The 22,338-nt window shown below is 67.3% G+C and carries 20 protein-coding genes; 6 read left to right on the forward strand and 14 right to left on the reverse strand.

What is annotated here, in order from left to right:
* Positions 1-38: 38 nt before the first annotated feature.
* From AC6LKD_RS29005 to AC6LKD_RS29040, 8 genes are all read right to left on the reverse strand, one after another.
* Positions 39-1,130 carry an MBL fold metallo-hydrolase gene (locus AC6LKD_RS29005; RefSeq protein ID WP_498118185.1) on the reverse strand — a complete coding sequence of 364 codons (1,092 nt, stop codon included), beginning with the start codon at positions 1,128-1,130 and terminating at the stop codon, positions 39-41.
* Complete coding sequence (locus tag AC6LKD_RS29010) at positions 1,123-2,463, reverse strand: MFS transporter (protein ID WP_492275516.1); 1,341 nt, start codon at positions 2,461-2,463, stop codon at positions 1,123-1,125. Before AC6LKD_RS29010 ends, AC6LKD_RS29005 begins: the two co-directional genes overlap by 8 nt.
* A gap of 66 nt (positions 2,464-2,529) precedes the next feature.
* Positions 2,530-3,693, reverse strand: coding sequence for an acyl-CoA dehydrogenase family protein (locus tag AC6LKD_RS29015; protein ID WP_498118186.1), 1,164 nt, complete (start codon positions 3,691-3,693; stop codon positions 2,530-2,532).
* 10 nt (positions 3,694-3,703) lie between these two features.
* Positions 3,704-4,906, reverse strand: coding sequence for an acyl-CoA dehydrogenase family protein (locus AC6LKD_RS29020; protein WP_498118187.1), 1,203 nt, complete (start codon positions 4,904-4,906; stop codon positions 3,704-3,706).
* An 11-nt stretch (positions 4,907-4,917) separates the two neighbouring features.
* Positions 4,918-6,105, reverse strand: coding sequence for a CaiB/BaiF CoA transferase family protein (locus tag AC6LKD_RS29025; RefSeq protein ID WP_498118188.1), 1,188 nt, complete (start codon positions 6,103-6,105; stop codon positions 4,918-4,920).
* A 5-nt stretch (positions 6,106-6,110) separates the two neighbouring features.
* Complete coding sequence (gene ertB / locus AC6LKD_RS29030; RefSeq protein WP_013393149.1) at positions 6,111-7,787, reverse strand: thiourocanate hydratase; 1,677 nt, start codon at positions 7,785-7,787, stop codon at positions 6,111-6,113.
* A gap of 10 nt (positions 7,788-7,797) precedes the next feature.
* Positions 7,798-8,889, reverse strand: coding sequence for a thiohydantoin desulfurase (gene ertC, locus AC6LKD_RS29035; RefSeq protein WP_013393150.1), 1,092 nt, complete (start codon positions 8,887-8,889; stop codon positions 7,798-7,800).
* A 220-nt stretch (positions 8,890-9,109) separates the two neighbouring features.
* A complete protein-coding gene (locus tag AC6LKD_RS29040) occupies positions 9,110-10,000 on the reverse strand; it encodes a LysR family transcriptional regulator (protein WP_013393151.1) in 891 nt (296 codons plus the stop codon).
* A gap of 99 nt (positions 10,001-10,099) precedes the next feature.
* Between AC6LKD_RS29040 and ertD the strand changes: the two genes are divergently transcribed.
* Positions 10,100-11,455, forward strand: coding sequence for a hydantoin-5-propionate amidohydrolase (gene ertD, locus AC6LKD_RS29045; RefSeq protein WP_498118189.1), 1,356 nt, complete (start codon positions 10,100-10,102; stop codon positions 11,453-11,455).
* Positions 11,456-11,466: 11 nt separating this feature from the next.
* Entirely contained in the window at positions 11,467-12,729 is a 1,263-nt protein-coding gene (gene ertE / locus AC6LKD_RS29050) for an N-carbamyl-l-glutamate amidohydrolase ErtE (RefSeq protein ID WP_498118190.1), read from the forward strand.
* A gap of 42 nt (positions 12,730-12,771) precedes the next feature.
* Here the strand turns inward: ertE and AC6LKD_RS29055 are convergent, their stop codons facing one another.
* The 4 genes from AC6LKD_RS29055 to AC6LKD_RS29070 all read right to left on the reverse strand — a co-directional run bounded on the left by AC6LKD_RS29055 (position 12,772) and on the right by AC6LKD_RS29070 (position 17,540).
* Entirely contained in the window at positions 12,772-14,010 is a 1,239-nt protein-coding gene (locus tag AC6LKD_RS29055; protein WP_498118191.1) for an ABC transporter substrate-binding protein, read from the reverse strand.
* 123 nt (positions 14,011-14,133) lie between these two features.
* Entirely contained in the window at positions 14,134-14,877 is a 744-nt protein-coding gene (locus AC6LKD_RS29060) for a GntR family transcriptional regulator (protein WP_498118192.1), read from the reverse strand.
* 2 nt (positions 14,878-14,879) lie between these two features.
* Positions 14,880-16,496, reverse strand: a complete 1,617-nt coding sequence (locus tag AC6LKD_RS29065; RefSeq protein WP_498118193.1) for an AMP-binding protein — start codon at positions 16,494-16,496, stop codon at positions 14,880-14,882.
* A gap of 3 nt (positions 16,497-16,499) precedes the next feature.
* A complete protein-coding gene (locus AC6LKD_RS29070) occupies positions 16,500-17,540 on the reverse strand; it encodes a cyclase family protein (protein WP_498118194.1) in 1,041 nt (346 codons plus the stop codon).
* 104 nt (positions 17,541-17,644) lie between these two features.
* Here AC6LKD_RS29070 and AC6LKD_RS29075 point away from each other — a divergent pair, with 104 nt between their 5' ends.
* Positions 17,645-18,640: a Bug family tripartite tricarboxylate transporter substrate binding protein gene (locus tag AC6LKD_RS29075; RefSeq protein ID WP_498118195.1), complete on the forward strand. Its 996-nt coding sequence runs from the start codon at positions 17,645-17,647 to the stop codon at positions 18,638-18,640.
* Entirely contained in the window at positions 18,637-19,359 is a 723-nt protein-coding gene (locus AC6LKD_RS29080; protein ID WP_013393159.1) for an SDR family oxidoreductase, read from the forward strand. Before AC6LKD_RS29075 ends, AC6LKD_RS29080 begins: the two co-directional genes overlap by 4 nt.
* Before the next feature lie 24 nt (positions 19,360-19,383).
* On the opposite strand, the gene AC6LKD_RS29085 is transcribed toward AC6LKD_RS29080, so the two are convergent.
* Complete coding sequence (locus AC6LKD_RS29085; protein ID WP_498118196.1) at positions 19,384-20,289, reverse strand: GlxA family transcriptional regulator; 906 nt, start codon at positions 20,287-20,289, stop codon at positions 19,384-19,386.
* An 84-nt stretch (positions 20,290-20,373) separates the two neighbouring features.
* On the opposite strand from AC6LKD_RS29085, the gene AC6LKD_RS29090 reads away from it, so the two are divergent.
* Positions 20,374-21,048 (forward strand): DJ-1/PfpI family protein, encoded by a 675-nt coding sequence (locus AC6LKD_RS29090; RefSeq protein WP_013393161.1) that lies wholly within the window; start codon positions 20,374-20,376, stop codon positions 21,046-21,048.
* A gap of 31 nt (positions 21,049-21,079) precedes the next feature.
* On the opposite strand, the gene AC6LKD_RS29095 is transcribed toward AC6LKD_RS29090, so the two are convergent.
* Positions 21,080-21,562, reverse strand: coding sequence for an Lrp/AsnC family transcriptional regulator (locus tag AC6LKD_RS29095; RefSeq protein WP_454694255.1), 483 nt, complete (start codon positions 21,560-21,562; stop codon positions 21,080-21,082).
* Positions 21,563-21,709: 147 nt separating this feature from the next.
* Here AC6LKD_RS29095 and AC6LKD_RS29100 point away from each other — a divergent pair, with 147 nt between their 5' ends.
* Positions 21,710-22,327, forward strand: a complete 618-nt coding sequence (locus AC6LKD_RS29100; RefSeq protein WP_498118197.1) for a LysE family translocator — start codon at positions 21,710-21,712, stop codon at positions 22,325-22,327.
* The last annotated feature ends 11 nt before the right edge of the window (positions 22,328-22,338 follow it).

The raw sequence follows: 22,338 nt of genomic DNA on the forward strand, positions 1-22,338 counted from the left end.
CCGCCTGGCGGTCCGCGGAGGAAAAGCGCGGTTGCGGGTCAGGGTTGGCGCTGGGGGGCGAGCGGCAGGCGCAGCAGGTCCTGCCCGAGCACTACCGGTCCCTGGAAGGTCTGCCGCGCCTGCAGCCAATGCTCCGCGGGGGCGTCGCCCGGCACCAGGTGCGACAGCACCAGCGTCTTGACGCCGGCGCGGGTGGCTACCTCGCCCACCTGCTGCGGCGTGGTGTGGGCCTCCAGCAGTTGCTTGGCCAGCGCCTGCTGGCGCGCGTCCCAGGGCTTGGCGCCGACGATGTGGTCGACCCAGGCGGGGTCGATCGCCTCATGCACCAGGATGTCCGCGCCGCGTGCCAGCTTGATCAGGTTTTCGCTGACCGCCGTATCGCCGGAGAACACCACGGAGCCTGCCTTGGTGTCGAAACGGTAGGCGAAGTTGGGATACACCAGTCCGTGCGGCACCAGGATGGCGCTGACCTTGACGCGTTCGTCCTGCCAGACCGGGAACGGCTCCATCGGCGGGGCCGGTTCGGTGTTGGGATCCTTGACCACGCCGGCTGGAACCTCGATGTCGTGAGCCTGGAAGAACTGCCGGATATCCGGCACGCCTTCGCTACGCACCCGTATGTTCAGATCGGCCGCCATGCCGGCGATGACCGATTCGACCAGGTCGCGCGTACCCGCGGAAGGATTCTCCGCGTGGATCACGGGGTCGTCCTTCATGCCTGGCGCCAGCGGCGGCAGCGCGCCGCGCCGGCCGGGTCCGTAAATCTGCATCGATGCCTTGGCGCGGCGCCGGGCGCTTGGGTCATACATCAGCAGGTTGGCCAGATCGATGATGTGATCGGTATGCAGGTGCGTCAGGAACACGGCCTGTTCCGTGCCGGGCTTGACGCCGGCGCGGCGCAACTGGCGATAGGCGCCCGAGCCCAGGTCTACGACGTAGGCTTTGCCATCCACCAGCACCGCCGAGGAAATTCCGTGCGGCGAGTCGTCTCCGTACCAGGTCGGGCCGCCGGCTACGCCCAGCAGCACCAGCTCGGCCGCGCCAGGCGGTTCGGCCGCGAGCGGCGCGGAGCAGAGGCCGGCCAGGGCCATCGCCGCGGCTGCGATCAATGTCTTGCGCGCGTCAAACATGGCGGCCCTGCGGCAGCAGCGTCAGCGCCACCAGCGCGACCACGCAGGCGCCCATCACGTACAGCGCGGGCGCGAACGCCACCCCGGTGGTGTAGGTGATCCAGGTAAGAATCGCCGGCGCGAATCCGCCCAGGATGGTGACCGCCGTGTTGTACGACAGGGACATGCCCGAAGAGCGCACGCTGGTGGGAAACACTTCCGACAGCGCCGCGGGGGCGACGCCCACGTACATGGCCACCATCAGGCAGAACAGCGACTGCACCACGATGAGCGCGCCCTGGGTATGCGTTGCCTTCAGCCACATCATCAGCGGGTAGACGGCGATCAGCAGGATCAGCGCCGCCGCGCGCAGCACGGTGCGGCGGCCGTAGCGGTCCGACAGGGTGCCGGAGAACACGCAGCCGCCGATCAGGAACAGATTGCCCACCAGCGCGGCCAGGAAGGCCTGGGAACTGGTGAAGCCCAGCGATTTCTGCACATAGATGGGCATGAAAATGATGAGCGCATAGGGGCCGACGGCCCACAGCACCGACATGCACAGGCCGGTCAGCAGTTCTTTCGGATAATCCCGAATGACCGCCAGCAGCGGCGCCTTGACGTGGTCGCCCTGGCGCGCCTGGCGCGCCTGTTCCTCGCGGAAATGCGGCGTTTCGTCCAGCGCCCGGCGCATCCACAGGCCCACCGGGGCGATTGCGAGGCCGATGATGAACGGCACGCGCCAGCCCCATTCGCCCACTTGCTGTTCGGTCAGCAGAGTAGTGACCAAGGTCGCCACCAGCGCGCCCAACAGGTTGGAAATCCCCATGCTGGCCTGCAGCCAGGAGGCGTACTGGCCGCGCTTGCCTTCCGGCGCATGCTCGACCAGGAAAGCGGTGGCGCCGCCGACCTCGCCGCCGGCAGAGAAACCCTGCAGCACGCGGCCGCAGACGATCAGCAGGGGGGCGCCCACGCCGATCGCGGCATAAGGCGGCGCCGCCGCGATCAGCAGCGTGCCCACGGCCATCAGCATGATGGTCAGGGTCAGCGCCGCCTTGCGCCCGGCGCGGTCGCCATAGGATCCCAGCACCAGCGCGCCCAGCGGCCGCACCACGAAGCCCAGGCCGAAGGCCAGGAACGAGGCCATCAATTGCACGGTGGGGTCGGCGTTATGGAAAAAGTTCTGCCCGATATAGACGGCGAACAAGGCATAGACGGTGAAGTCGTACCATTCGAGGGCATTGCCCGCCGATGCTGCAATCACCGCCTTGCGGCCGCTGCGCTCATGCGCCGCAGCCTGATGTGCCGGACGGCCGGGTGGAGCGCCGGCTCCTGGATTGATCGTGATGTCTTTCATTGCTTTCCCCTGGAATCATGCGCGCTTGGAGCACGCTCTGAAAAAAATGCAGAATGGACCGCTGCCCTAGGGGCGCGCGGTGGTGGTTGGTTGCCATGCCTGCTGGTCTCGCGCCAGCCGCGCCAGATGGTGCTGGCGCGAACCGAACATGGCTTCGATCACGGTGGCCCGCTTGAAATGCGCGCCGACCTGCAACTCTTCGGTCATGCCGATGCCGCCGTGCAGCTGGATGGCGCCCTGGCCGACAATGCGGGCCGACTTGCCTACCTGGGCCTTGGCCATGGAGAGCAGCCGGTCCGCTTCGGGCAGGGCTTCCGCCAGCGCCATGTTGGCGGCCAGCGTCAGCGAACGCGCTTCTTCGAGCGCCGTGTACATGTCCACCTGCCGGTGCTGCAAGGCCTGGAAGTTTCCGATGGGACGGCCGAACTGGCGCCGGACCTTCAGGTACTCCAGCGTGGCATCGTGCATGGCCTGCATCGCGCCCAGGGCTTCGCCGCAAAGCGCGCCGATCGCGTGCGCGTACAGGTCGTCCAGAACCGCGGCGCCTTCGCCCGGACGGCCCAGGACCGCGCCGGCATCCACCCGCAAGCCGTCGAATGACAGATGCGAGGCATGGCCGCCGTCCAGCCTGCGGAACGGCCGCTGCGCCAGGCCAGCGGCGGCGGCCGGGACCAGGAATAGGGTGATGCCGTCGCGCGCGGCGGCGTCGCCTTGCGTGCGTGCGGACACCATGAATGCCTGCGCGCCTGGCGCGTCGAACACCATGCGCTTGGCGCCGTCCAACACGTACTCGGCGCCGTCCCGCCGCGCCCGCGAGCTCACCGCGTAGCGATTCTCGTGGGAGTCTTCTTCGCGGTGCGCCAGCGCCATCCGGTGGTCGCCCGATGCCAACGGACCCAGGCAGGCGTCGCGCTGCGCGGGCGTGCCATGCCGCAGCAGGCATCCGGCGCCCAGCACGGCGGTCGACAGATAGGGTTCGCCGGCCAGCGCCTTGCCCAGCGCCTCCATGATGATCATGGTTTCCACCGGTCCGCCGCCGATGCCGCCATTTTCTTCCGGCAGCAGCAGCGCCAGCCAACCCAGGTCGGCCATCAATTTCCAATCCTCTGGCGCATGGCCGGCGGCGCTGGCGATCAGGCGGCGCCGGCGTTCGAAGTCGCCATGTTCGCGGGCGTAGGTTTCGGCGCTTTCATGCAGCATGCGCTGCAGTTCGTTGAACGAAAAATCCATGGTAGGTCTCCTACAATCCCAGCACGTGCTTGGCCAGGATGTTGCGCTGGATCTCGTTCGAGCCGCCCCAGATCGTCACCTTGCGCAAATTGAAGTACAGCGGGCCCGCCGCTGCCGCGAAATCCGGGCCCAGCGCGTCCGGGTCCGCGCTCAAGCCGTCCAGCAGCGCCTCGTCCAGCGCCAGCGCGTCTTCCCCGAGGCAATCCATCGCCAGTTCGCTGATGGCCTGTTCGATTTCGGTCCCGCGTATCTTCAGGATCGAGGCGGCGCTGCCGGGACTCTGCCCGGCATTCATGGCGCTCAGGAAGCGCAGTTCGGTGTATTCCAGCGCGCACAGCTGCGTTTCCAGGTCGACCACGCGCAAGCGCAGCGCCGGGTCGTCCAGGCGAGTCCCGCCCATGCCGTCCGGCAGCCGCCGCGCCACGCCCTTGACGCGCGCCAACAGGCGCTTGGAGCGGGCCACGCCAGAGATCACGAAGCGCTCGTGTTCCAGCAGGAACTTGCCGTAGGACCAGCCTGTGCCTTCGCCGCCCACCAGCTGGGATGCCGGCACCCGGACGTTGTCGAAGAACACTTCGTTGACTTCGGCGTCGCCATCCAGCATGCGTATCGGCCGCTGGCTGATGCCGGGCGAGCGCAGGTCCAGCAACAGGAAGGAGATGCCTTGCTGCGGCCGCTCCTCCTTGCTGGTGCGCACCAGGGCGAACATCCAATCCGCCCATTGCGCCCAGGTGGTCCAGATCTTGGAGCCGTTGACGATATAGTCGTCGCCATCGCGCACGGCTGTCGTGCGCAGCGACGCCAGGTCGGACCCCGACCCGGGTTCCGAATATCCCTGGCACCACCAGTCGTGGTTGGCCAGGATGCGCGGCAGGAAACGGGCTTTCTGCGCCTCGTTGCCGTAGGTGTAGATCACCGGCCCGACCATGTTGACGCCAAACTGCACCAGCGGCGGACAGGGCTGCGCGCCGTACTCCTGCTGGAACAGGTATTTCTGCACTGCGCTCCAGCCGGGACCGCCATACTGTTCCGGCCAGTTCACCGCATACCAGCCGCGCGCCGCCAGGATGTCCTGCCAGCGGGTGTAGTCGCTGCGCGCAAGGCGCAGGCCCAGTTCGACTTTGCGCCGGATGTCGGCCGGCAAGTGGGCGGCGATGAAATCGCGCACCTCGCAGCGGAAGCGTTCTTCTTCCGCGCTGAACCGCATTTCCATTCCCATGCTCCTCAGATCACACCGGCCGCGCGCAGGCCATCTATCGCCGCGGCATCCATTCCCAACACATCCGCAAGGACGGCAGCGCTGTGCTGCCCCAGCGCCGGCGCGGTGGCCAGCCTGCCGCGCCGCATTCCCGAGAAATGCACCGGCTGCTCCACCAAAGCCGTCTCGCCCAGGACGGGGTGGGGGGCGCGCGTGGTCAGCTGGCGCACCTGGGCCTGCTCGCTGTCGACTGCCTGCGCGGTGTCCTGGATGGGCGCGGCGGGCACGCCGGCGCGCGTCATGGCCGCCACGGCTTCCTGCACGCTCAACCTCATGCTCCAGGCTTCGATCAGCGGACGCAGTTCGGCGTCATGGCGGCTGCGTTCGCTATCGGTACGAAAGCGCGGATCGGCCGGCAGCTCGGGGCGGCCGATGGTGTCCGCGACCGCCTGGAACAGCTTGTCGTTCGCCGCCGCGATCACCAGATGGCCGTCGTTCGCGGCGTAGGCGCCAAACGGCGAGCTCAGCGGATGCCGGTTGCCGACGCGCACGGGCGCCGCGCCGCCGAACAGATACTGCGCCAGCGCCGTGGGCTGCATGGCCAGTAGCGAATCGAACATGGCGACGTCCACATGGCGGCCTTGGCCGCCGCGTTCGCGGTCATACAGCGCAGCCATCACGCCCCAGGCGGCGAACATGCCTGCGCAGATATCGCCCACTGATTCGCCGATCAGGGTGGGCGCGCCTTGCGCCTCGCCGGTCAGGCTCATCAGCCCGCTCATGGCCTGGGCCACCACGTCGTACGAAGGGCGGGCGGCATTCGGACCGTTTTGCCCGAAGCCGGAGATGCTGCAATACACCAGGCGCGGGAACAGCTCGGAAAGTTCGGCGTAGCCGATACCCAGTTTGTCGGCCACGCCAGGCTTGAAGTTCTCGATGAGGACATCGCTCCTGGCGGCCAGTTCGCGCGCGATGCGCCGGCCTTCGTCCATCTTCAGGTCTAGCCGGATGCTCTTCTTGCCCCGGTTATTGAGGATGAAGTTGGTGCTTTCGCCTTGCACCATGCGTCCCATGTGGCGCTGGTCATCGCCTTGGGGCGGTTCGACCTTGATGACCTCGGCGCCCAGGTCGGCCAGCATGGCCGTGCAGTACGGCCCCGCCAGCACCCGCGTGAAATCCAGCACGCGCACCCCGTCAAGCATCTTTCTGTCCATGGCCGCTAGTCGCCACGTCCAGGGTTGCCATGCCCGTGCTGCGCGGTGTCGATGCGGGCGATGCCCTTTTTCTGCACTTCGTCCAGCGCCTCTTCGTAGCCGGCGTCGGCATAGCGCAGCACGCCGCTGGCGGTGTCGTTGGTCATCGACAGGCGCAGCCGCTGGTCGGCGGCCGCGGTGCCGTCAGCCACCACCGTGACGCCGGCGCTGGTCATGTAGCCGCTGTATCCGCCGCCGCCGGAATGGATCGCGACCAGGTCGGCGCTGGACGAGCAATTGATCATGGCATTGAGCAACGGCCAGTCGGCGATGGCGTCGGAGCCGTCGCGCATGTTTTCCGTCATGATGTTCGGATGGGCCATGGCGCCGGCGTCCAGGTGGTCGCGCGTGAAGGCCACGGGCGCGCTGAGCACGCCTTCGCGCACCATCCGGTTGACTTCCAGCGCCAGCTCGGTGCGCTCGCCGTGCCCAAGCCAGGCGATGCGTGCGGGCAAGCCCTCGAACGGCACTTCCTTGCGTGCCAGGCGGATCCAGTTGGACACGATGAAGTTGTCCGGAAAACGTTGCAGCAGGAAGTCGTCGATCTTGCGGATGTCGTCGGCGTCGTTCGACAGCGCGATCCAGCGGAATGGACCGATGGCGCGGGCGAACAGGGGCCGCAGGAAGGCTTCGGTGAACACCGGGATCTCGAAGGCGCGTTCGACGCCGCCCTGTTTGGCGTGGGTGCGGATGAGGTTGCCGTTGTCGAACACGACCGAGCCGCGGTCCTGGAACCCGAGCATGGCGGTGACATGCCGGACGATCGAGGCGCGGCTGGCGTCCATCAGTCCGGACACGTCGCTGCGGCGCATTTCCGCCACTTGTTCCAGCGTATGGCCAGCGGGGATGTAGCCATAGACCAGGTCGTGCGCCGAGGTCTGGTCGGTGACGATGTCGGGCACGATGCCGCGGGCCAGGATTTCGGGGTAGACGTCCGCGGCGTTGCCCAGCAGGCCGACCGAAATGGGTTCGCGGCGGGCCTGTGCCTGGCGGATCAGGTCCAGGGCCTCGTCCAGGGAGTCGGCGCGCCGTTCGAGGAAGCCCGCCTTGATGCGCTTTTCGATGCGCTCGGGGTTGATCTCCACCGTGAGGATGGCGGCATTCGCCATGCGGCCGGCCAGCGGCTGCGCGCCGCCCATGCCGCCCATGCCCGCCGTCAGGATGAAGCGTCCGCGCAGATCGTTGTCGAAATGGCGTTCGGCGATGCGCGAGAAGATCTCGTAGGTGCCCTGGATCACGCCTTGCGAGCCGATGTACTGCCAGTCGCCCGCTGTCAGTCCGCCCCAGCAGATCAGGTTGTCGCGTTCCAGCTGATAGAAGTTCTCGGCGTGCGCCCACTGGCCGACCATGTTGCAGTTCGCCATGATCACGATCGGCGCTTGCGGATGCGTGCGCAGCACGCCGATGGGCTTGCCCGATTGCACGATGAGCGTCTGGTCTTCCTCCAGTTCCATCAGGGCTTTGACCATGGCGTCATGCGCGGGCCAGTCGCGCGCGGCGCGGCCCAGTGCCGCATAGACCACCAGGTTGGCCGGGTCTTCGCCCACCGCCAGCACGTTTTCCAGCAGGCGCAGCAGCGCTTCCTGGCGCCAGCCTTTGCAGCGCAGGGTGTTGCCGCCGGGGATATTGAATTCTCGTTTCACGCCGTTTACCTCAGGATGCCAATGCGTAGTCGGTGAAGTTCATGCCCAGCGCCTTTTCCACGATGGGGTAGACCGACGGGTCGGTCACGCTGGAGGAGAGGGGGATGTGTTGCTTGCGCACGTGCAGGACGCTGACTTGCAGGCCCTCGCGCAGCTTGCCCGCGCTGACCGGGTTGCCATCGCTGTCCAGCGTGGTGATCACGTCCGGGTAGCAGGCGACCCGTTCTCCGTGGCTGTCGGTCACCGCCATGTGCTCGTTCATCACATGGATGACGCGCTTGGCGGCGCCTTCACCGATTTCGACGGTGCCGATGTCGAAGGCCTCTTCGGTGTAGCGCAGCGTGTTGCGCACCACCTTGCCGGAAGCGATGATCTCGCCCTGCGTGGCCTTGCAGATCGCATCGATGACCGCGCTGCCGCCGCGCGGCTGCGCCGCGATGATGGCTTCGCCCAGCGCCAGCGCCTTGCTGATGCCGCCCAGCGCGGCGTGGCGGCGCACGTAGGATGCGCGTATGGGGTTGCGGCAGCTGGCGATGAAGCCGCCCGCCATGTCAGCCGCCTTGCGCAGCACCGGCGAGACCTTGCCGGTGGCGCCGTGGACCGTCAGCTCCATATAGGAATTGCTGGCGCGATTGCCGCCCACCGCGCACTGGATCATCGGTTCGGGGCTGCCCGCCAATCCGAGCGAACCCATGTCGCCGGTGGGGTGGGCGCGGATGTCGCCCACGGCGTCGACCACCTTGGTGCCCAGCACCGCCGAAGGCAGCCAGCCGTTCAAGGTGCTGGACATGCCGTTCTGGCCGATGATCAGTCCGTAGACCCGTTCTCCGAGCGCGTCCTGCAGCCGCTGCGCGGCCTTGACGTAGTCGATGCCCAGCATTTGCCAGTCGGTGAGCCCGCCCGGCGCGCCGATGGCGGCCGCGGTGGCGATCCACGCGTCGTCTGGCACCTCGTCCATGGTCACCAGTTCAGGGCGGCCGATGGTTACGGCCAGCGAGCCCAGTTCGCGCCCATGCTCGGCCCAGCCGCCGCCGCCGCAGGCGAATACCGAGCCGCCCCGAACCGCGGCTTCGACGTCCTGCATCGTCAAGATTCTTCCCATGACCCCATTCCTCCCGATTGCTGTTTTCAACGATCCCGCAGCGCTTGTGCGGGATGGACGGGGGGATCATAGGAAGCAAGCTTGATAATGTCGTATTACCTTTTATGCTTTGTACATAACATCATGTTAATTGCTGGGCGCGCTCATAGCGGAGCGATAGGGCGCTCGCCGCATGGCCTGAGGGATATCCCCTAGGCGCGGGGCAAGGTGCGCAGCCGCGCTAGGCGCGCTGGTCGAGCTTGTGCAGCACGTCGATAAAGGCCAAGGCCAGCCGTGACAGCGGCTGGAGCTGGACGTGGAACACATTGACCGGCGCATTCACGGTGCCGATGATGGGCAAGGTCACCACTTCCGACCAGATCGGCCCGGCGACCGTGATCTCGTCCACCAGCGCCACCCCGGCGCCGGCTTGCACCAGCGCGCAGGCGACGTGGGCTTGCTGAACCTCGATGCGCGGTTCGGGCTGCTCGTTCTCGCCGCCGAACAGCTTGTTGATCAACATGCCGAAGGGGATGTCCGCGCTATAGCCGATCAAAGGCTCTTCGGCCAGATCGTGCACCGTGACGCGGCCGCGCGCCGCCAGCGGATGGCCTTTGGGCAGTACCGCCACGATCTGGTTTTCGTACAGCGGCTGCCATGCCAGGCTAGGGTGGTCCACCGGCATGTAGGCCACGCCCAACTCCACCTGCTGCGTCAGCAGCGATTGCTGCATCACCGCGGGGATCAGGGTCTGCAGCACGATGCGCACTTCCGGGAATTGGCGCCGGAACTGCGCGATCGCGCGCGGCAGCAGGGATTGGCCGAGGCTGGGGCTGCAGGACAACCGCAACTGGCCTTCGCGGTTTTCCGCCAGGTTGTCCGCCACTTCGTTCACGCGCTGCACGTTCTGGTAAAGCGCCGTGACCTCCACGAACAGCCGATGGGCTTCCGGCGTGGGGTACAGCCGGCCCTTGATGCGCTGGAACAGCATCAGGCCCAGGCGTTGCTCCGTATAGGAGATCAGCCGGCTGACCGCGGGCTGCGAGACAAAAAGCAGCTTGGACGCGCCACTGATGGAACCGCTGAGCATGATGGCCCGGAAGACCTCGATCTGCCGTAGATTTAATTTCATATGCTTAACCTGATGTTAATTCTCACGCACATATAAGCATAAGACGTTTTGGGAGGGGGCTCCTACACTGCCTGCATTCAACCCAGGATGGAAGCGGTCATGAGCGATTTCGATTTGGTGGTGCGTGGCAATATCGTCGACCCGGATGGCGTGACGATGGACGGCTGGCTGGCGGTGAGGGACGGCAAGATCGCGGCGCGCGGCGCCGGCCCGGCCCCCGCGGGCCGCGACAGCGTGGATGCGCGCGGCCAGTGGGTCGTGCCGGGCGTGGTCGACGGCCAGGTGCACTCGGGCAGCCAACTGAATCAGGAAGGGCTGGGCTGGGCGTCGCGCGCCGCTGCCGCCGGCGGGGTGACGGTCATGGTCGACATGCCTTACGACGATCCGGAACCCGTGGCTTCGCGCCCGCAGCTGGAGGCCAAGATCGCCGAAGTCGAGCGCGACTGCCACGTGGACGTGGCGCTGTTTGGCACCCTGAACACCCAGCACGGCCTGGCGGCGGCGGCCGGTCTGATCGAAGGCGGGGTCTGCGCGTTCAAGTTCTCCACCTTCGAAGCCACGCCGGGCCGGTTTCCCCGCATCGAGGAAGACGACCTGTATGAAGCCTTCCGCCTGATCGCGCCTTCCGGACTGGTTTGCGGCGTGCATAACCAGATGCAGGAAATGACCCGCAAGAACATCGCGCGCCTGATCGAAGCGGACGACACGGGCTGGGACGCCTTCATGCGAGCGCACACGCCGCTGATCGAAAACCTGGCCACGGCGCTGATCTATGAGATCGGCGCCGAAACCGGCGCCCGCGCCCACGCGGTGCATGTGTCGACCTCGCGCGGCTTCGAGATCTGCAATATGTATCGCCGCAACGGTCATCGCGCCAGTATTGAAACCTGCATCCAGTACCTGATGCTGAACCATGAAGAGCACACCCGCCGCTTCGGCGCGAAGACCAAGCACTATCCGCCGATCCGGCCCAAGGCCGAGGTCGACCTGCTCTGGACCCATATCGCCAACGACGAATGCACCTTCGTGTCGTCGGACCATGTCAGCTGGGGCCTGGAGCGCAAGCAGAATCCGAACGTGTTCAAGAACTCGTCCGGCGGCCCCGGCCTGGAGACGCTGCTGCCTGCTTTCTGGACGGGTTGCGAAGAGCATGGCATCGCGCCGTCCATGGTGGTGCGCCAACTGAGCCGCAATCCCGCGCAGCACTTCCTGCTGGACGACCGCAAGGGCACGCTGGACGTGGGCAAGGACGCCGACATCGTCATCCTCAAGCCGGAACGCTATGCTTTCGATCCGTCGACCAGCCTGTCGGCGGTGCAGTGGAGTTCGTTCGAAGGCCGCGAGTTCACCGTGCGCGTCGCGGGCACCTGGTGCCGCGGCCAGCAGGTCTATGACGGAGAGCACATCGTCAACCAGAAGGGCGACGGCAGCTTCCTGCGCCCGCGCCAGGCTTGAGGGACACGGCAATGTCTGTGCAGTTTCCTCCTCTGAACGCCGAGCGCCTCTGGGCCCGCGTCGAAACCCTGTCCCGATACACGCTGCCCGACGTCCCCTGGACGCGCCGCGCGTTCTCGCCGCTGTTCGATGAAGCCCGCGCCTGGCTGCGCGGCGAATTCGAAGCCGCGGGCCTCTCGACCCGCCTGGACGCCGGCGGCAACCTGGTCGGCACGCTGGCCGGGCGCGATCCGGCGCGCAAGCCCATTGGCACCGGCTCGCACTGCGACACCGTCATGGCCGGCGGCCGGTTCGACGGCATCATCGGCGTGCTGGCCGGCATCGAAGTGGCCCACAGCCTGCGCGAGCATGGCGTGCAGCTGGAGCACCCTTTCGAGGTCATCGACTTCCTGTCCGAAGAGCCCAGCGACTACGGCATCTCCTGCGTCGGCAGCCGCGCGCTGTGCGGCCAGTTGACGCCCGACATGCTGCAGGCTCGCAACCCCGATGGCGAAACGCTGGCGGCCGGCATTGCCCGCATCGGCGGCGACCCCTCGGCGCTGGGCGCGCCGCTGCGCGGCCCGGGCGGCACTGCCGCCTTCGTCGAACTGCATATCGAACAAGGCCCGGTGCTGGAAAGCCGCGGCCTGCCCATCGGCGTGGTCACCAACATCGTCGGCATCCGCCGCGTGCAGATCACGGTGGAAGGCCAGCCCGACCATGCCGGCACCACGCCCATGGACATCCGCCGCGACGCCCTGGTGGGCGCGGCCCGCATCATCGACGCGGCCAACCGCCAGGCCAGCGCCGCCAGCGGCAATCCGCATTACGTGGTCGCCACCGTGGGCCGCCTGTCGATGACGCCCAACGCCGCCAACGCGGTGCCGGGGCGCGTCGAACTGACGCTGGAAATGCGCAGCGACAGCGATGCCGTGCTGGATGCATTTCCGGAAACCTTGATGGCTGGCGTGGCGGGCGACCTCCAGGCGCTGCGCCTGACCGCCAGCTTCACGCAGCTGAGCCGCGCCCGTCCCACCGACTGCACGCCGCTGGTGATGGACGCGGTGCAAGCCGCCGCGGATCAGTTGGGCTATGCCTCGATGCGCCTGCCCAGCGGCGCGGGCCACGACGCCGTCTACATGGCGCCCACCGGCCCCATCGGCATGATCTTCATCCCCTGCCTGAACGGCCGCAGCCACTGCCCGGAAGAGTGGATCGAGCCCGCGCAGCTGCTGGACGGCACCCGCGTGCTGTACCAGTCGGTTCTGGAACTGGATCGGAAGTTGCGGGCATAGCGGAGCGGGCGCCCAAAAAGGCGCCCGCCGTACCCGCTGCCGCTATTTCTTCACCAGCGGGCAGGACGAGCGCGACAGCGGCATGAAGGCCTGGTCGCCGGGCAGGGTGGCCACCAGCTTGTAGTAGTCCCAAGGCCGCTTGGACTCGGATGGCTTCTTGACCTCGAACAGGTACATGTCGTGCACCATGCGGCCATCCTCGCGGATGCGGCCGTTGGTGGCGAAGAAGTCGTTGATGGGCATGGACTTCATCTGCTTCATCACCGCCGTGGGCTCGTCGGTACCGGCTGCCTGCACCGACTTCAGGTAGTGCATCACCGACGAATACGTGCCGGCCTGACTCATGTTGGGCATTTTCTTCAGCTTGTCGTAGTAGCGCTGCGACCAGGCCCGGGTCTGGTCGTTCATGTCCCAGTAGAAGGCTTCCGTCAGCGTCAGTCCGGCAGCGGCGTCCAGGCCGATGGCGTGGATGTCGTTGATGTACAGCAGGAGTCCGGCCATCTTCTGGCCGCCCTTGGTCAGCCCGAATTCGCTGGCCGCCTTGATGGCGTTGACCGTGTCGCCGCCAGCGTTGGCCAGCCCCACGATCTGCGCCCGGCTGGCCTGGGCTTGCAGCAGGTAAGAGGCGAAATCGCTGGAGCCCAGCGGGTGGCGCGATGCGCCCAGCACGGTGCCGCCGTTGGCCTTGACGACTTCGGTGGCGGAGGCTTGCAAGGTGTGGCCGAAGGCGTAGTCGGCCGTCAGGAAGTACCAGCTCTTGCCGCCTTGCTCGACCGTGGCGCGCGCCGTGGTGTTGGCCAGCGACCAGGTGTCGTAGGTGTAGTGCACGGAATAGGGCGAGCACAGGTCGTTGGTGATGCGTTCGGTGCCGGGTCCGCTGAACACCACGATCTTCTTTTTCTCGCGGGCCACTTCCAGCACGGCCAGCGCGGGGGCGGAGCCCGCCACGTCCATGATGGCGTCGACCTTCTGGGTGTCGTACCACTCGCGTGCTTTTGCGGCGGCGATGTCGGCCTTGTTCTGGTGATCCACCACCATCAGGTCGACCTTCTTGCCCAGCACCGTGCCGCCGAAGTCGGCGATGGCCATTTCGGCGGCGGTCGCGCTGCCTTTGCCCGTGACGTCGGCATACACGCCGCTCATGTCCAGGATCAGGCCCAGGCGGACCACGTCATCGGAGATCGCCTGCGCCATGGCGCAGGGCGCGGCGGCGAAGGCGGAAAGCAAGGCTAGCGTGCTGCGCAACTTCAGGGAAATCCGGGGGGGTCTACGGCATTTCATGGTTAGTCTCCTTTATGCCGGTCTTGTTCGGATACTGCTGGCGCTTGGGGATCTGCTGCGGCGCTCTGTTGTGGCCTTACGCTGGCGGGTCGCGGTGGGGAGGCTCCTTGTGGTGAAGGCGGTCTAGCGGTGGGTGAGCAGGTCGAATTCCATCCGCACCTTGCGGAACGGGAATTCCAGCCGCGCGAAATACACCACGCGGCCGTCGATGCAGGCATAGCGGCGCAACTCCGCAACCGGAGAGGACACCGGGATCTGCAGGGATTCGGCGGATTCCTGGCCGGCCTCGATCACGTTCAGCACCTGGCGCGCTTCGCTGATGCGCGCGCCGTAGAACTGGTCCAGCACCGGCGCCACGGTGCTCTTGCGGATGCGGGCGCGGTGCTTGCGAAACAGCACGCTGTCCAGGAAGACCTCGCTATAGCAGAAGGGATCGCCATCCGTGGTGTGTATCCGCCGCAAGTATTGGAAGCTGCCGCCGCGGTCCGCGCTGCAAGGCATGCCCAGCGTGTCGGGCAGGGGCGAATCGGCGCTGGATTCCACCAGCGATACCGTACCCAGCTGGTTGCTCAGCTCCACGGTTTCGGCCCAGGTCTTGGGGATCAGCAGGGTGGGCGTTTCGGGCAGTTCGGCGTTGACGAAGGTGCCCGATCCGCGCGAGCGCCGGATCAGGCCATCGTCTTCCAGCAGGCCGAACGCCTGCCGGATGGTGGCGCGCGAAATGCCATAGGTGGCCATCAGCGATTCCAGCGGCGGAATCTGCTGGCCGGGCCGCCAGGTACGGTTCTGGATATTGCTGCGAAACAGCGCCGCCGCCTGCAAATACAGCGGCTGGGGGCTGCGCGAGAAGAGCTTGGGGTCGGGCATGTTCAGGCGGACGGCGTCGTTGGCGGAGCCGCGAGTATGGCATCGGCCATCTCGCGCAGCCGGTGCTTCTGGATCTTGACCGAATTGGCGCTTTCCACCGAGGGGAATTCGTCCAGCACGCTAAAGCCGGCCGGCGTCTTGAAACCCGCCATCGTCGCCTTGCACGCGGCGGTCCAGCCCGCCGGGTCCGCCGCCGCGCCCGCGTGCAGCAGCACGAAGGCGTAGGGTACGGTCTTGCCCTTGTGGGTGGCGCCCACCACCTGGCAGGCGCGCACGCCAGGCAGGGTTTCGACTACCTGTTCGATTTCCACCGGATTGACCAGGAAGCCGGACAGGCGCAGCGAATCGCCCATGCGGGTCTGGAACACGAATTGGCGCGGGTTCAGCGCGTAGCCGAGATCGCCGGTCTTGAAGTAGCCGTCGTCGGTCAAGGCGTTGCGGGTGGCTTCCGGGTTATCCAGATAGCCTTGCATCAGGCTGGGCGAGAGGATTTCGAGTTCGCCGGACTGGCCTTGCGGCAGGACTTCGCCCGTGGCGGGATCGCGGGCGCGCACGCGGGCTTCGGGGTAGATCAGCTTGCCGCCCGGCTGGTGGCGCACGGACACGTCGCCCTCGGCCGGATCGCGCGGCTGGCCGGCGACCAGCGCCACCAGTTCGCTGGAGCCATACAAGCCGGTCAGTGGCACGCCGGCCTCGATCGCCAGATCGAGCATATTGTCCAGCGCCGGCGTGAAGCTGGCGAAGCCGAACAGCCGCGCCGAGGCGAAGTCGCCCGGGGCCGCGGCCCGCATCATGCCGACCAGGGCCTCGTTGTTGGCGTAGGTGTGCGTCACCGCGTGGCGGCGCACCGCGGCGGCGGATTGCGCCGCGTCGAACACGGGAGCGCAGACCACGGGCGCGCCTTGCGCCAGGCCGCCGGCCAGGGTCGCGAAACCGAAGGCGCCGCAGAACGGCGCGCTGGCCAGCACGCAGCTCTGGTCGTCATAGCCATAGGCCCGTGCCACGGCTGCGCCGTGGTGCAGCAAGGTGCGCTGGTCATGCAGCACGAACTTGGGCCTGGACGTGGTGCCGGACGTGGTGAAGCACAGCACGCCCGCATTGGGCTGGGCCGCGGGCGCGGGCTCGGCGCAGGCCAGCAGATCCTGGTAGCGGTGCGCCGGTTTGCCATGCAGGGAGGCGGGCAGCGCTTCATCGGCGTCGGCCAGTGCGACCACGCCTTGCAGGCGCGACAGATGCTGCGGCGCGACCTCGCCCAGGATGCCCTGGAAGTCTATGCCTTTGAACCCCGGCCAGAACACCAGCCAGTCCGCCTTGCCACGGCCCAGAATGTCGGCCAGCTCCAGCGCCCGGAAGCGCGTGTTGACGGCCAGCACCAGCGTGCCCAGGTGCGCGCAGGCCAGGAAGGATTGCACCCAGGCGGCGCAATTGGGCAGCCAGACCGCCACGCGCTGGCCGGGGCGCACGCCCAGGCGCGCGAGACCGGCGGCCAGCGCGCGGCTCTGCGCCCGCAGTTGCGCGGCGCTGATGGGCTGGTCTTGGTCGATCAGCAGCGGCGCGCCGGGCTGGCGCGCCGCGAGCGCGTCCAGGTGTTCGGAGAAAGTCGAGCACGGCAGGTTCATGGCTTACACCGTGGCGATGGGCGTCACGGGCGAACCGACCGCGCCGGGCATGCGCAAGGGCGGGGCGGTCAGCAGGAAGCGGTTGCGGCCTTGCGCGTGCAGCCAGTCGGCCAGGTCCTTCAGGTACCAGAGTTCGGCCAGCGGCAGGCCCAGCTTGAAGAGGCAATGGTGGTGCAGCGGCAGGATCGAGTGGCCGGGGCCGGACGTGCGCGCCGGGTAGGCTTCGACCGCGTAGTTGTCGGCGCAGATCGCGGCGATGCCGGACTGCGTGATCCATTCCAGCAGCGCCGGGTCGGAGCCGTCCAGCACGGCGCCGGTCTGCTCCAGTTTGTGCGGGTCGGGCTGGCCGTTCATGGCCACGATCTCTTCGGCGAAGCCGGTGCGCAGCACCAGCATGTCGCCGCTTTCGACAGAGACCCTTTGAGCCTGCATGGCTTCCTGCAAGCGGGCGTGGTCCACGAGGGTACGGCCCGGGCCGAAGGCGCGCGCCAAGTCCACCAGCACGCCGCGGCCCTGCATGCCTTTCTCGGCGTAGCGGCTGATGCCGAGCTTGCGCGCGTAAGAGCCGCCGGGCGGGCAGCAGGCGTGGTCCGAGTTGTCTGGATCGGCGCCGCCGAACACGTCCACGCCGGCCGCGTAGCCGTTGTAGTAGACGCGGCGCGCCTCGCCATCGCCCTGGATGTCGAACATTGCGCCTACATGGCAGAGGCCGTCCCATTGGGTGGAGTACTGCATGGACAGCGTGACCTGGTCGTCGGACAGCACGTCCACGGCTTCGGGTTGCACCTGGGACATCTGGAAGTTCAGGTAGGGCGTGCCTTCGCGGAAGGTGGGCTTGAGCACGGGCGCGTGGCGGCGCGGATTCAGCACATTGCCGCCCGGCAGGTCCAGCGGCAAGGACAGGCAGAACACCTTGCCCGCGCGCACTTCCCGCACCGCCTGCAGCACTTTTTTCTCGGTCAGCAGGTTCAGGCGGCCGATTTCGTCATCCGGGCCGAAGTCGCCCCAGGTGGAGCCTTCGGGGCGTTGGGTCCAGCGTTTCATCTGCTTGTCTCCTGGATGTTTTCTATGTTCTTATGAATATAGTACGTATTTACGTACTTTAAAAAAGAAATCCGCAATCAGCGGGTTCGAGAGGAGACAAGCCCATGACGCAATTCCTGCATCGCAGGTTGGCGCTCACTGCGCCGGCCCTGGCCGCGCTGGCCTTCCTGACGTTTCCCGCGGCGCACGCCGCCGGCTACCCCGACCATCCCGTCACCGTCGTCGTGCCTTACCCGCCAGGCGGCGGCGCGGACATCTTCGGCCGCGCCATCGCCCACGCGCTGGAGCCGGGCCTGAAGCAGACCGTGCTGGTCGAGAACAAGCCGGGCGCGGGCGGCAATATCGGCATGGCCTACGTGGCGCGCGCCAAGCCCGACGGCTACACGTTGGGCCTGGGCACCATCGGCACCCAGACCATCAACCAGTTCCTCTACAGCAACATGGCGTTCGACCCCGAGCGCGATCTGGTGCCCATCGCGCTGGTGTCCACCACGCCCAACGTCATCGCGGTCAGCGCCAAATCGTCCTACAAGACGGTGGCCGACGTGATCAAGGCGGCCCAGCAGTCCAAGGACAAGAAGCTGACCTATGCATCGCCCGGCATCGGTTCCTCGGTGCACCTGACCGGCGCCTACTTCGAAGCCATGGCCGGCGTGACCATGCTGCACGTGCCGTTCAAGGGCACGTCGGCATCGCTGCCGGCGGTGGCGGGCGGGCAGGTCGACCTGCTGTTCGACAACCTGCCTGGCGCGCTGGCGCAGATCAAGGACGGCAATCTGGTGCGGGGCGTGGCGGTCACGTCAGCCGCGCGCGACGCCTCGGTGCCCGACCTGCCCACCGTGGCCGAATCGGGACTGCCGGGCTTCGACGTCACCGCCTGGTTTGCGCTCTACGCCCCGCGCAACACGCCTGAGCCGGTGGTCCAGCAATTGATCGAAGCGGCGCGCAGCGGCCTGAAGAGTCCGGCCGTCGCGGCCAACTTCGCTGGCATGGGCGCCAAGCCGGGGACGCTCTTCGGCGCGGACCTGGCGGCCTTCGAGGCCGGCGAGCGCAAGAAGTGGGGCGGACTCATCAAGGACAAGGGAATCACCGCGCAATGAACACACCGACCGCATTGGTCACCGGCGGCAGCCGGGGCATAGGCCGCGCCATCATCGCGCGCCTAATCGAGGACGGCTTTGAAGTCGTCAATTTCAGCCGCGGCGCGCCGGAGACGCTGCTGCGCGGTGAGACGTTCCAGTCGGTCGACCTGGGCGACGCGTCGGCCACCATCGCAGCCGCGCAGGAGCTGGCGGCGCAGCGCCAGGTCCTGCACCTGGTCAACAACGCCGGCATGATCCAGGTTGCGCGCATCGGCGACGTGACCCAGGAGCAGATGGCGCGGATCATGGCGCTTAACGTCACGGCGCCGGTCCTGCTGCTGCAGGCCCTGCTGCCCGGCATGCGGGCGGCGGGCCATGGGCGGGTGGTGAACATCGGCAGCCGCGCCGCCCTGGGTAAGGACGGGCGCACCGTCTACGGCGCGTCCAAGGCGGCGCTTGCGGGCATGACCCGGACCTGGGCGCTGGAGCTGGCGGGCAGCGGCATCACAGTGAACACCGTGGCGCCCGGACCCATCGCGACGGAGCTGTTCAACCAGTCCAATCCGCCCGGAGCGCCGCAGACCTTGGCGCTGGAAGCTGCCATCCCGGTGGGTCGCGTGGGCCGGCCCGAAGAGGTCGCGCATGCGGTGTCCATGTTCATGGACCCGCGCGCGGGCTTCATGACGGGGCAGATGCTGTACGTGTGCGGGGGAGTATCGGTGGGGCTTGCCGGCTAGCCGCTCACTGTTTTGTGAAGTGGCTCAGGCTTCAGGCACCGTCCCTGGTGGCGTCGCGTGTATCGCGAACTCGCGCGCCATTTCCTTCCTGGACAGCTTGCCGGACGCCGCCAGCGCCTGCGCCCGTTCCAGGCGCAGGCGCTTGAGCACTTCCGTGGGCGCCACGCCGAAATGCGCGGCGAACTTGCGCTGGAAGGTGCGGCGCGACATCTGGCAGGCGTCGGCCATATCGTCGACCGACCAGCGCGCCGACAGTTGCGCCTCGATTCTTTCCACCAGCTCCCGGAACGGCGCCGCGACGCGGTCCTGCAGGCGCAGCGCCTGGCTGTACTGGCGCTGGTCGCCGTTGCGGCGCATGAACACGACCAGCCGGCGCGCGACCCGCTGCGACAAGTCCGCGCCGAAGTCGCGTTCGATCAGCGCCAGCGCCAGGTCGATGCCGGCGGTGACGCCGGCCGAAGTCCAGTACTTGCCGCTTTCGATATAGATGCGGTCGTCCTCGACGCGCAGGGCAGGATGGAGCTGGCGCAGCCGGTCGGCCGAACGCCAGTGGGTGGTGACGGCGCGGCCGTCCAGCAGGCCGGCCGCGGCCAGCACGAAGGCGCCGGTGCAGACGCTGCAAGTGCGCTTGGCATCCGCGTCGCGGCGGCGCAGCCAGGCCCGCGTTTCGCCATGGGCGCCCGCAAAGTCCGCGCCGGGGCCGCCGGGCACGAACAGCATGTCCAGGCGCTCGTCGCCATCGTCGGCAAAAGTGCCGTCCACCTGCATGCGCAGGCCCTGTTCCCAGGTGGCGACCAGCGGCGTGGCGGCGATGGTGCCCAGGCGGTAGAGCTTGCGGCCGGCCTCTTCGTTGGCCGAACTGAAGGCTTGCCAGGGACCGGCCAGGTCCAGCGGCTGGAAACCGTCGTACAGGACGAACAGTACGCGCAATGGCGCATCCGGCGTTGAATTTGGCGCGCGCGTCCTGGCGCGTCCGCCTATGCTGGAAGTCATCGTTTCTAACGGAGCATCGTCATGCATGTGAATTTTCTCTTGTTCGAGGGGCTGACCCAGCTGGATATGACCGGGCCGTACGAAGTGCTGGCGGGCGCGCCGGGCTTCACCGTGGATTTTGTCGCAAAAACGCGCGACCCGGTGCGCAGCGATCGCGGGCTGTGTTTCGTGCCTACGCAGACCATCGCGTCGGCGCCGCCCTGCGATCTGCTGGTGGTGCCGGGCGGGCCGGGCACGGATGATGCCATTGTCGACGCCGACTGGGTAGCGTTCACGCGCGCGCAGGGGCTGGCGGCGCGCTATGTGTTCGGCATCTGCACCGGTTCGCTGCTGCTGGGCGCGGCGGGGCTGCTGCGCGGCAAGCGCGCCTCCAGCCATTGGCGCGCGCGTGAATTGCTATCGCGCTTCGGCGCCATCCCCAGCGACGAGCGCATGTGCGTGGACGGCAATCTGTTCACCGCCGGCGGCGTGACGTCGGGCATCGACATGGGGCTGAAAGTGGTGGCGCTGCTGTGCGGCGAGGACGTGGCCAAACTGATCCAGCTGCAGATCGAATACGACCCCCAGCCGCCGTTTCCCGGGGGCACGCCGAAGACCTCGGAGCCGGCCGTGGTGCAGCGTTACCTGGAGATGTCGCAGACTCGCTTCGAGCGCCGCTCGCAGGCGGTGGACCGGGCCGCGGCGGCAATGGCTTGAACCTGCCATCGCGCCTGGCCGCGCCGCGTGGTCATTTCGCCAGATGATCCAGCGGCAGCGGGCTTTGCGGCTTGACGGTCTGGATGGCGAAATTGCTGCGGATGTCCTTCACGCCAGGCAGCTTCAACAGCGTGCCCAATAGGAAGCGCTCGTAGGCGCGCAGGTCCGGCACAACGACCTGCAGCAGGAAGTCGGATTCGCCGGACACCAAGTGGGCGGCGATGACTTCCGGCAAGGTGCTGACTTCCTTACGGAACAAAGCCGAGTCCTTTTCGTGGTGCCGTTCCACCTTGATGCCGACGAAGACGGTCAGGCCCAGGCCGACCTCGTCCGGCGCCAGGCGGGCTTCGTACCCCTGGATGACGCCGGCCTCTTCCAGCAGCCGCACCCGCCGCAGGCAGGGCGAAGGGGACAGGCCGATCTGCTCGGCGAGTTCGACATTGGTCAGCCGGCCGTTCTGCTGCAAGGCCTCCAGGATCCGGCGGTCGTAGGCGTCCAGTTCGCGTTTTGGCATGGAATTGGATTCAGGATTTATGGATTGGCGGAATATGCCAATCATCATAAATCTACTGGCATGAATAGGATGCACATGCCAGCCCGGTTTTCCTAGAATGATCGCCTGTGATCGAGCAAATCAGGTGGAATGATGGCGGATATGGCGATGTTTCTAGGGGCTTTGCTGATTGTCTATGTGGTGCCAGGACCCGACATGATTCTGCTGTTGGAGACTGGCGTGCTGCGCGGCAGGGGGCAGGCGCTGGCGGTGGCCGTGGGGCTGGCCATTGCGCGGGCGGCGCACGTGACCCTGGCCGCGCTGGGACTCGCGGCGCTGTTCAAGACACATCCCTGGGCCTTCGATGCGGCGCGCACGGTGGGCGGCTGCTACCTGGTCTGGCTGGGAGTGAAGCTGCTGCGGGCGGGACCCGTTACCTACGACGCCGCCGGGCAGCCGGCGGCGGGCCGGACAGGGTTGGGGCCGGCGCTCCTGAGCGGCGTGCTGACCAATGTGCTCAATCCCAAGGCCTTGTTGTTCTGCTCGGTGCTGCTGCCGCAATTCGTATCGCCGGCCCAGGGCCCGATAGCACAGCAGTTCGCCGTGCTGGGCGTGATCCTGGTCAGCATGGGCCTGGTCCTGGACGTGCTGTGCGCGCTGGCGGGCGGGGTGGTGGGGCGCTGGATGTCGGTCAGCCCCCGGGCGCAGAAGATCCAGAGCCGGGTGTTCGGCCTGACGCTGATCGGTTTCGGCCTGCGCCTGACCGTCGCCCAGCGTCCGGCATGAAGCGCCGGTCC

The sequence above is a fragment of the Achromobacter sp. D7-1 genome, from assembly GCF_059760445.1.

Excerpts from the sequence above, each read along its gene's own strand:
- AC6LKD_RS29005 (WP_498118185.1), bottom strand. The coding sequence starts at position 1,130 with ATGTTTGACGCGCGCAAGACATTGATCGCAGCCGCGGCGATGGCCCTG.
- AC6LKD_RS29010 (WP_492275516.1), bottom strand. The coding sequence starts at position 2,463 with ATGAAAGACATCACGATCAATCCAGGAGCCGGCGCTCCACCCGGCCGT.
- AC6LKD_RS29015 (WP_498118186.1), bottom strand. The coding sequence starts at position 3,693 with ATGGATTTTTCGTTCAACGAACTGCAGCGCATGCTGCATGAAAGCGCC.
- AC6LKD_RS29020 (WP_498118187.1), bottom strand. The coding sequence starts at position 4,906 with ATGGAAATGCGGTTCAGCGCGGAAGAAGAACGCTTCCGCTGCGAGGTG.
- AC6LKD_RS29025 (WP_498118188.1), bottom strand. The coding sequence starts at position 6,105 with ATGGACAGAAAGATGCTTGACGGGGTGCGCGTGCTGGATTTCACGCGG.
- ertC (WP_013393150.1), bottom strand. The coding sequence starts at position 8,889 with ATGGGAAGAATCTTGACGATGCAGGACGTCGAAGCCGCGGTTCGGGGC.
- AC6LKD_RS29040 (WP_013393151.1), bottom strand. The coding sequence starts at position 10,000 with ATGAAATTAAATCTACGGCAGATCGAGGTCTTCCGGGCCATCATGCTC.
- ertD (WP_498118189.1), top strand. The coding sequence starts at position 10,100 with ATGAGCGATTTCGATTTGGTGGTGCGTGGCAATATCGTCGACCCGGAT.
- ertE (WP_498118190.1), top strand. The coding sequence starts at position 11,467 with ATGTCTGTGCAGTTTCCTCCTCTGAACGCCGAGCGCCTCTGGGCCCGC.
- AC6LKD_RS29055 (WP_498118191.1), bottom strand. The coding sequence starts at position 14,010 with ATGAAATGCCGTAGACCCCCCCGGATTTCCCTGAAGTTGCGCAGCACG.
- AC6LKD_RS29060 (WP_498118192.1), bottom strand. The coding sequence starts at position 14,877 with ATGCCCGACCCCAAGCTCTTCTCGCGCAGCCCCCAGCCGCTGTATTTG.
- AC6LKD_RS29065 (WP_498118193.1), bottom strand. The coding sequence starts at position 16,496 with ATGAACCTGCCGTGCTCGACTTTCTCCGAACACCTGGACGCGCTCGCG.
- AC6LKD_RS29070 (WP_498118194.1), bottom strand. The coding sequence starts at position 17,540 with ATGAAACGCTGGACCCAACGCCCCGAAGGCTCCACCTGGGGCGACTTC.
- AC6LKD_RS29075 (WP_498118195.1), top strand. The coding sequence starts at position 17,645 with ATGACGCAATTCCTGCATCGCAGGTTGGCGCTCACTGCGCCGGCCCTG.
- AC6LKD_RS29080 (WP_013393159.1), top strand. The coding sequence starts at position 18,637 with ATGAACACACCGACCGCATTGGTCACCGGCGGCAGCCGGGGCATAGGC.
- AC6LKD_RS29090 (WP_013393161.1), top strand. The coding sequence starts at position 20,374 with ATGCATGTGAATTTTCTCTTGTTCGAGGGGCTGACCCAGCTGGATATG.
- AC6LKD_RS29095 (WP_454694255.1), bottom strand. The coding sequence starts at position 21,562 with ATGCCAAAACGCGAACTGGACGCCTACGACCGCCGGATCCTGGAGGCC.
- AC6LKD_RS29100 (WP_498118197.1), top strand. The coding sequence starts at position 21,710 with ATGTTTCTAGGGGCTTTGCTGATTGTCTATGTGGTGCCAGGACCCGAC.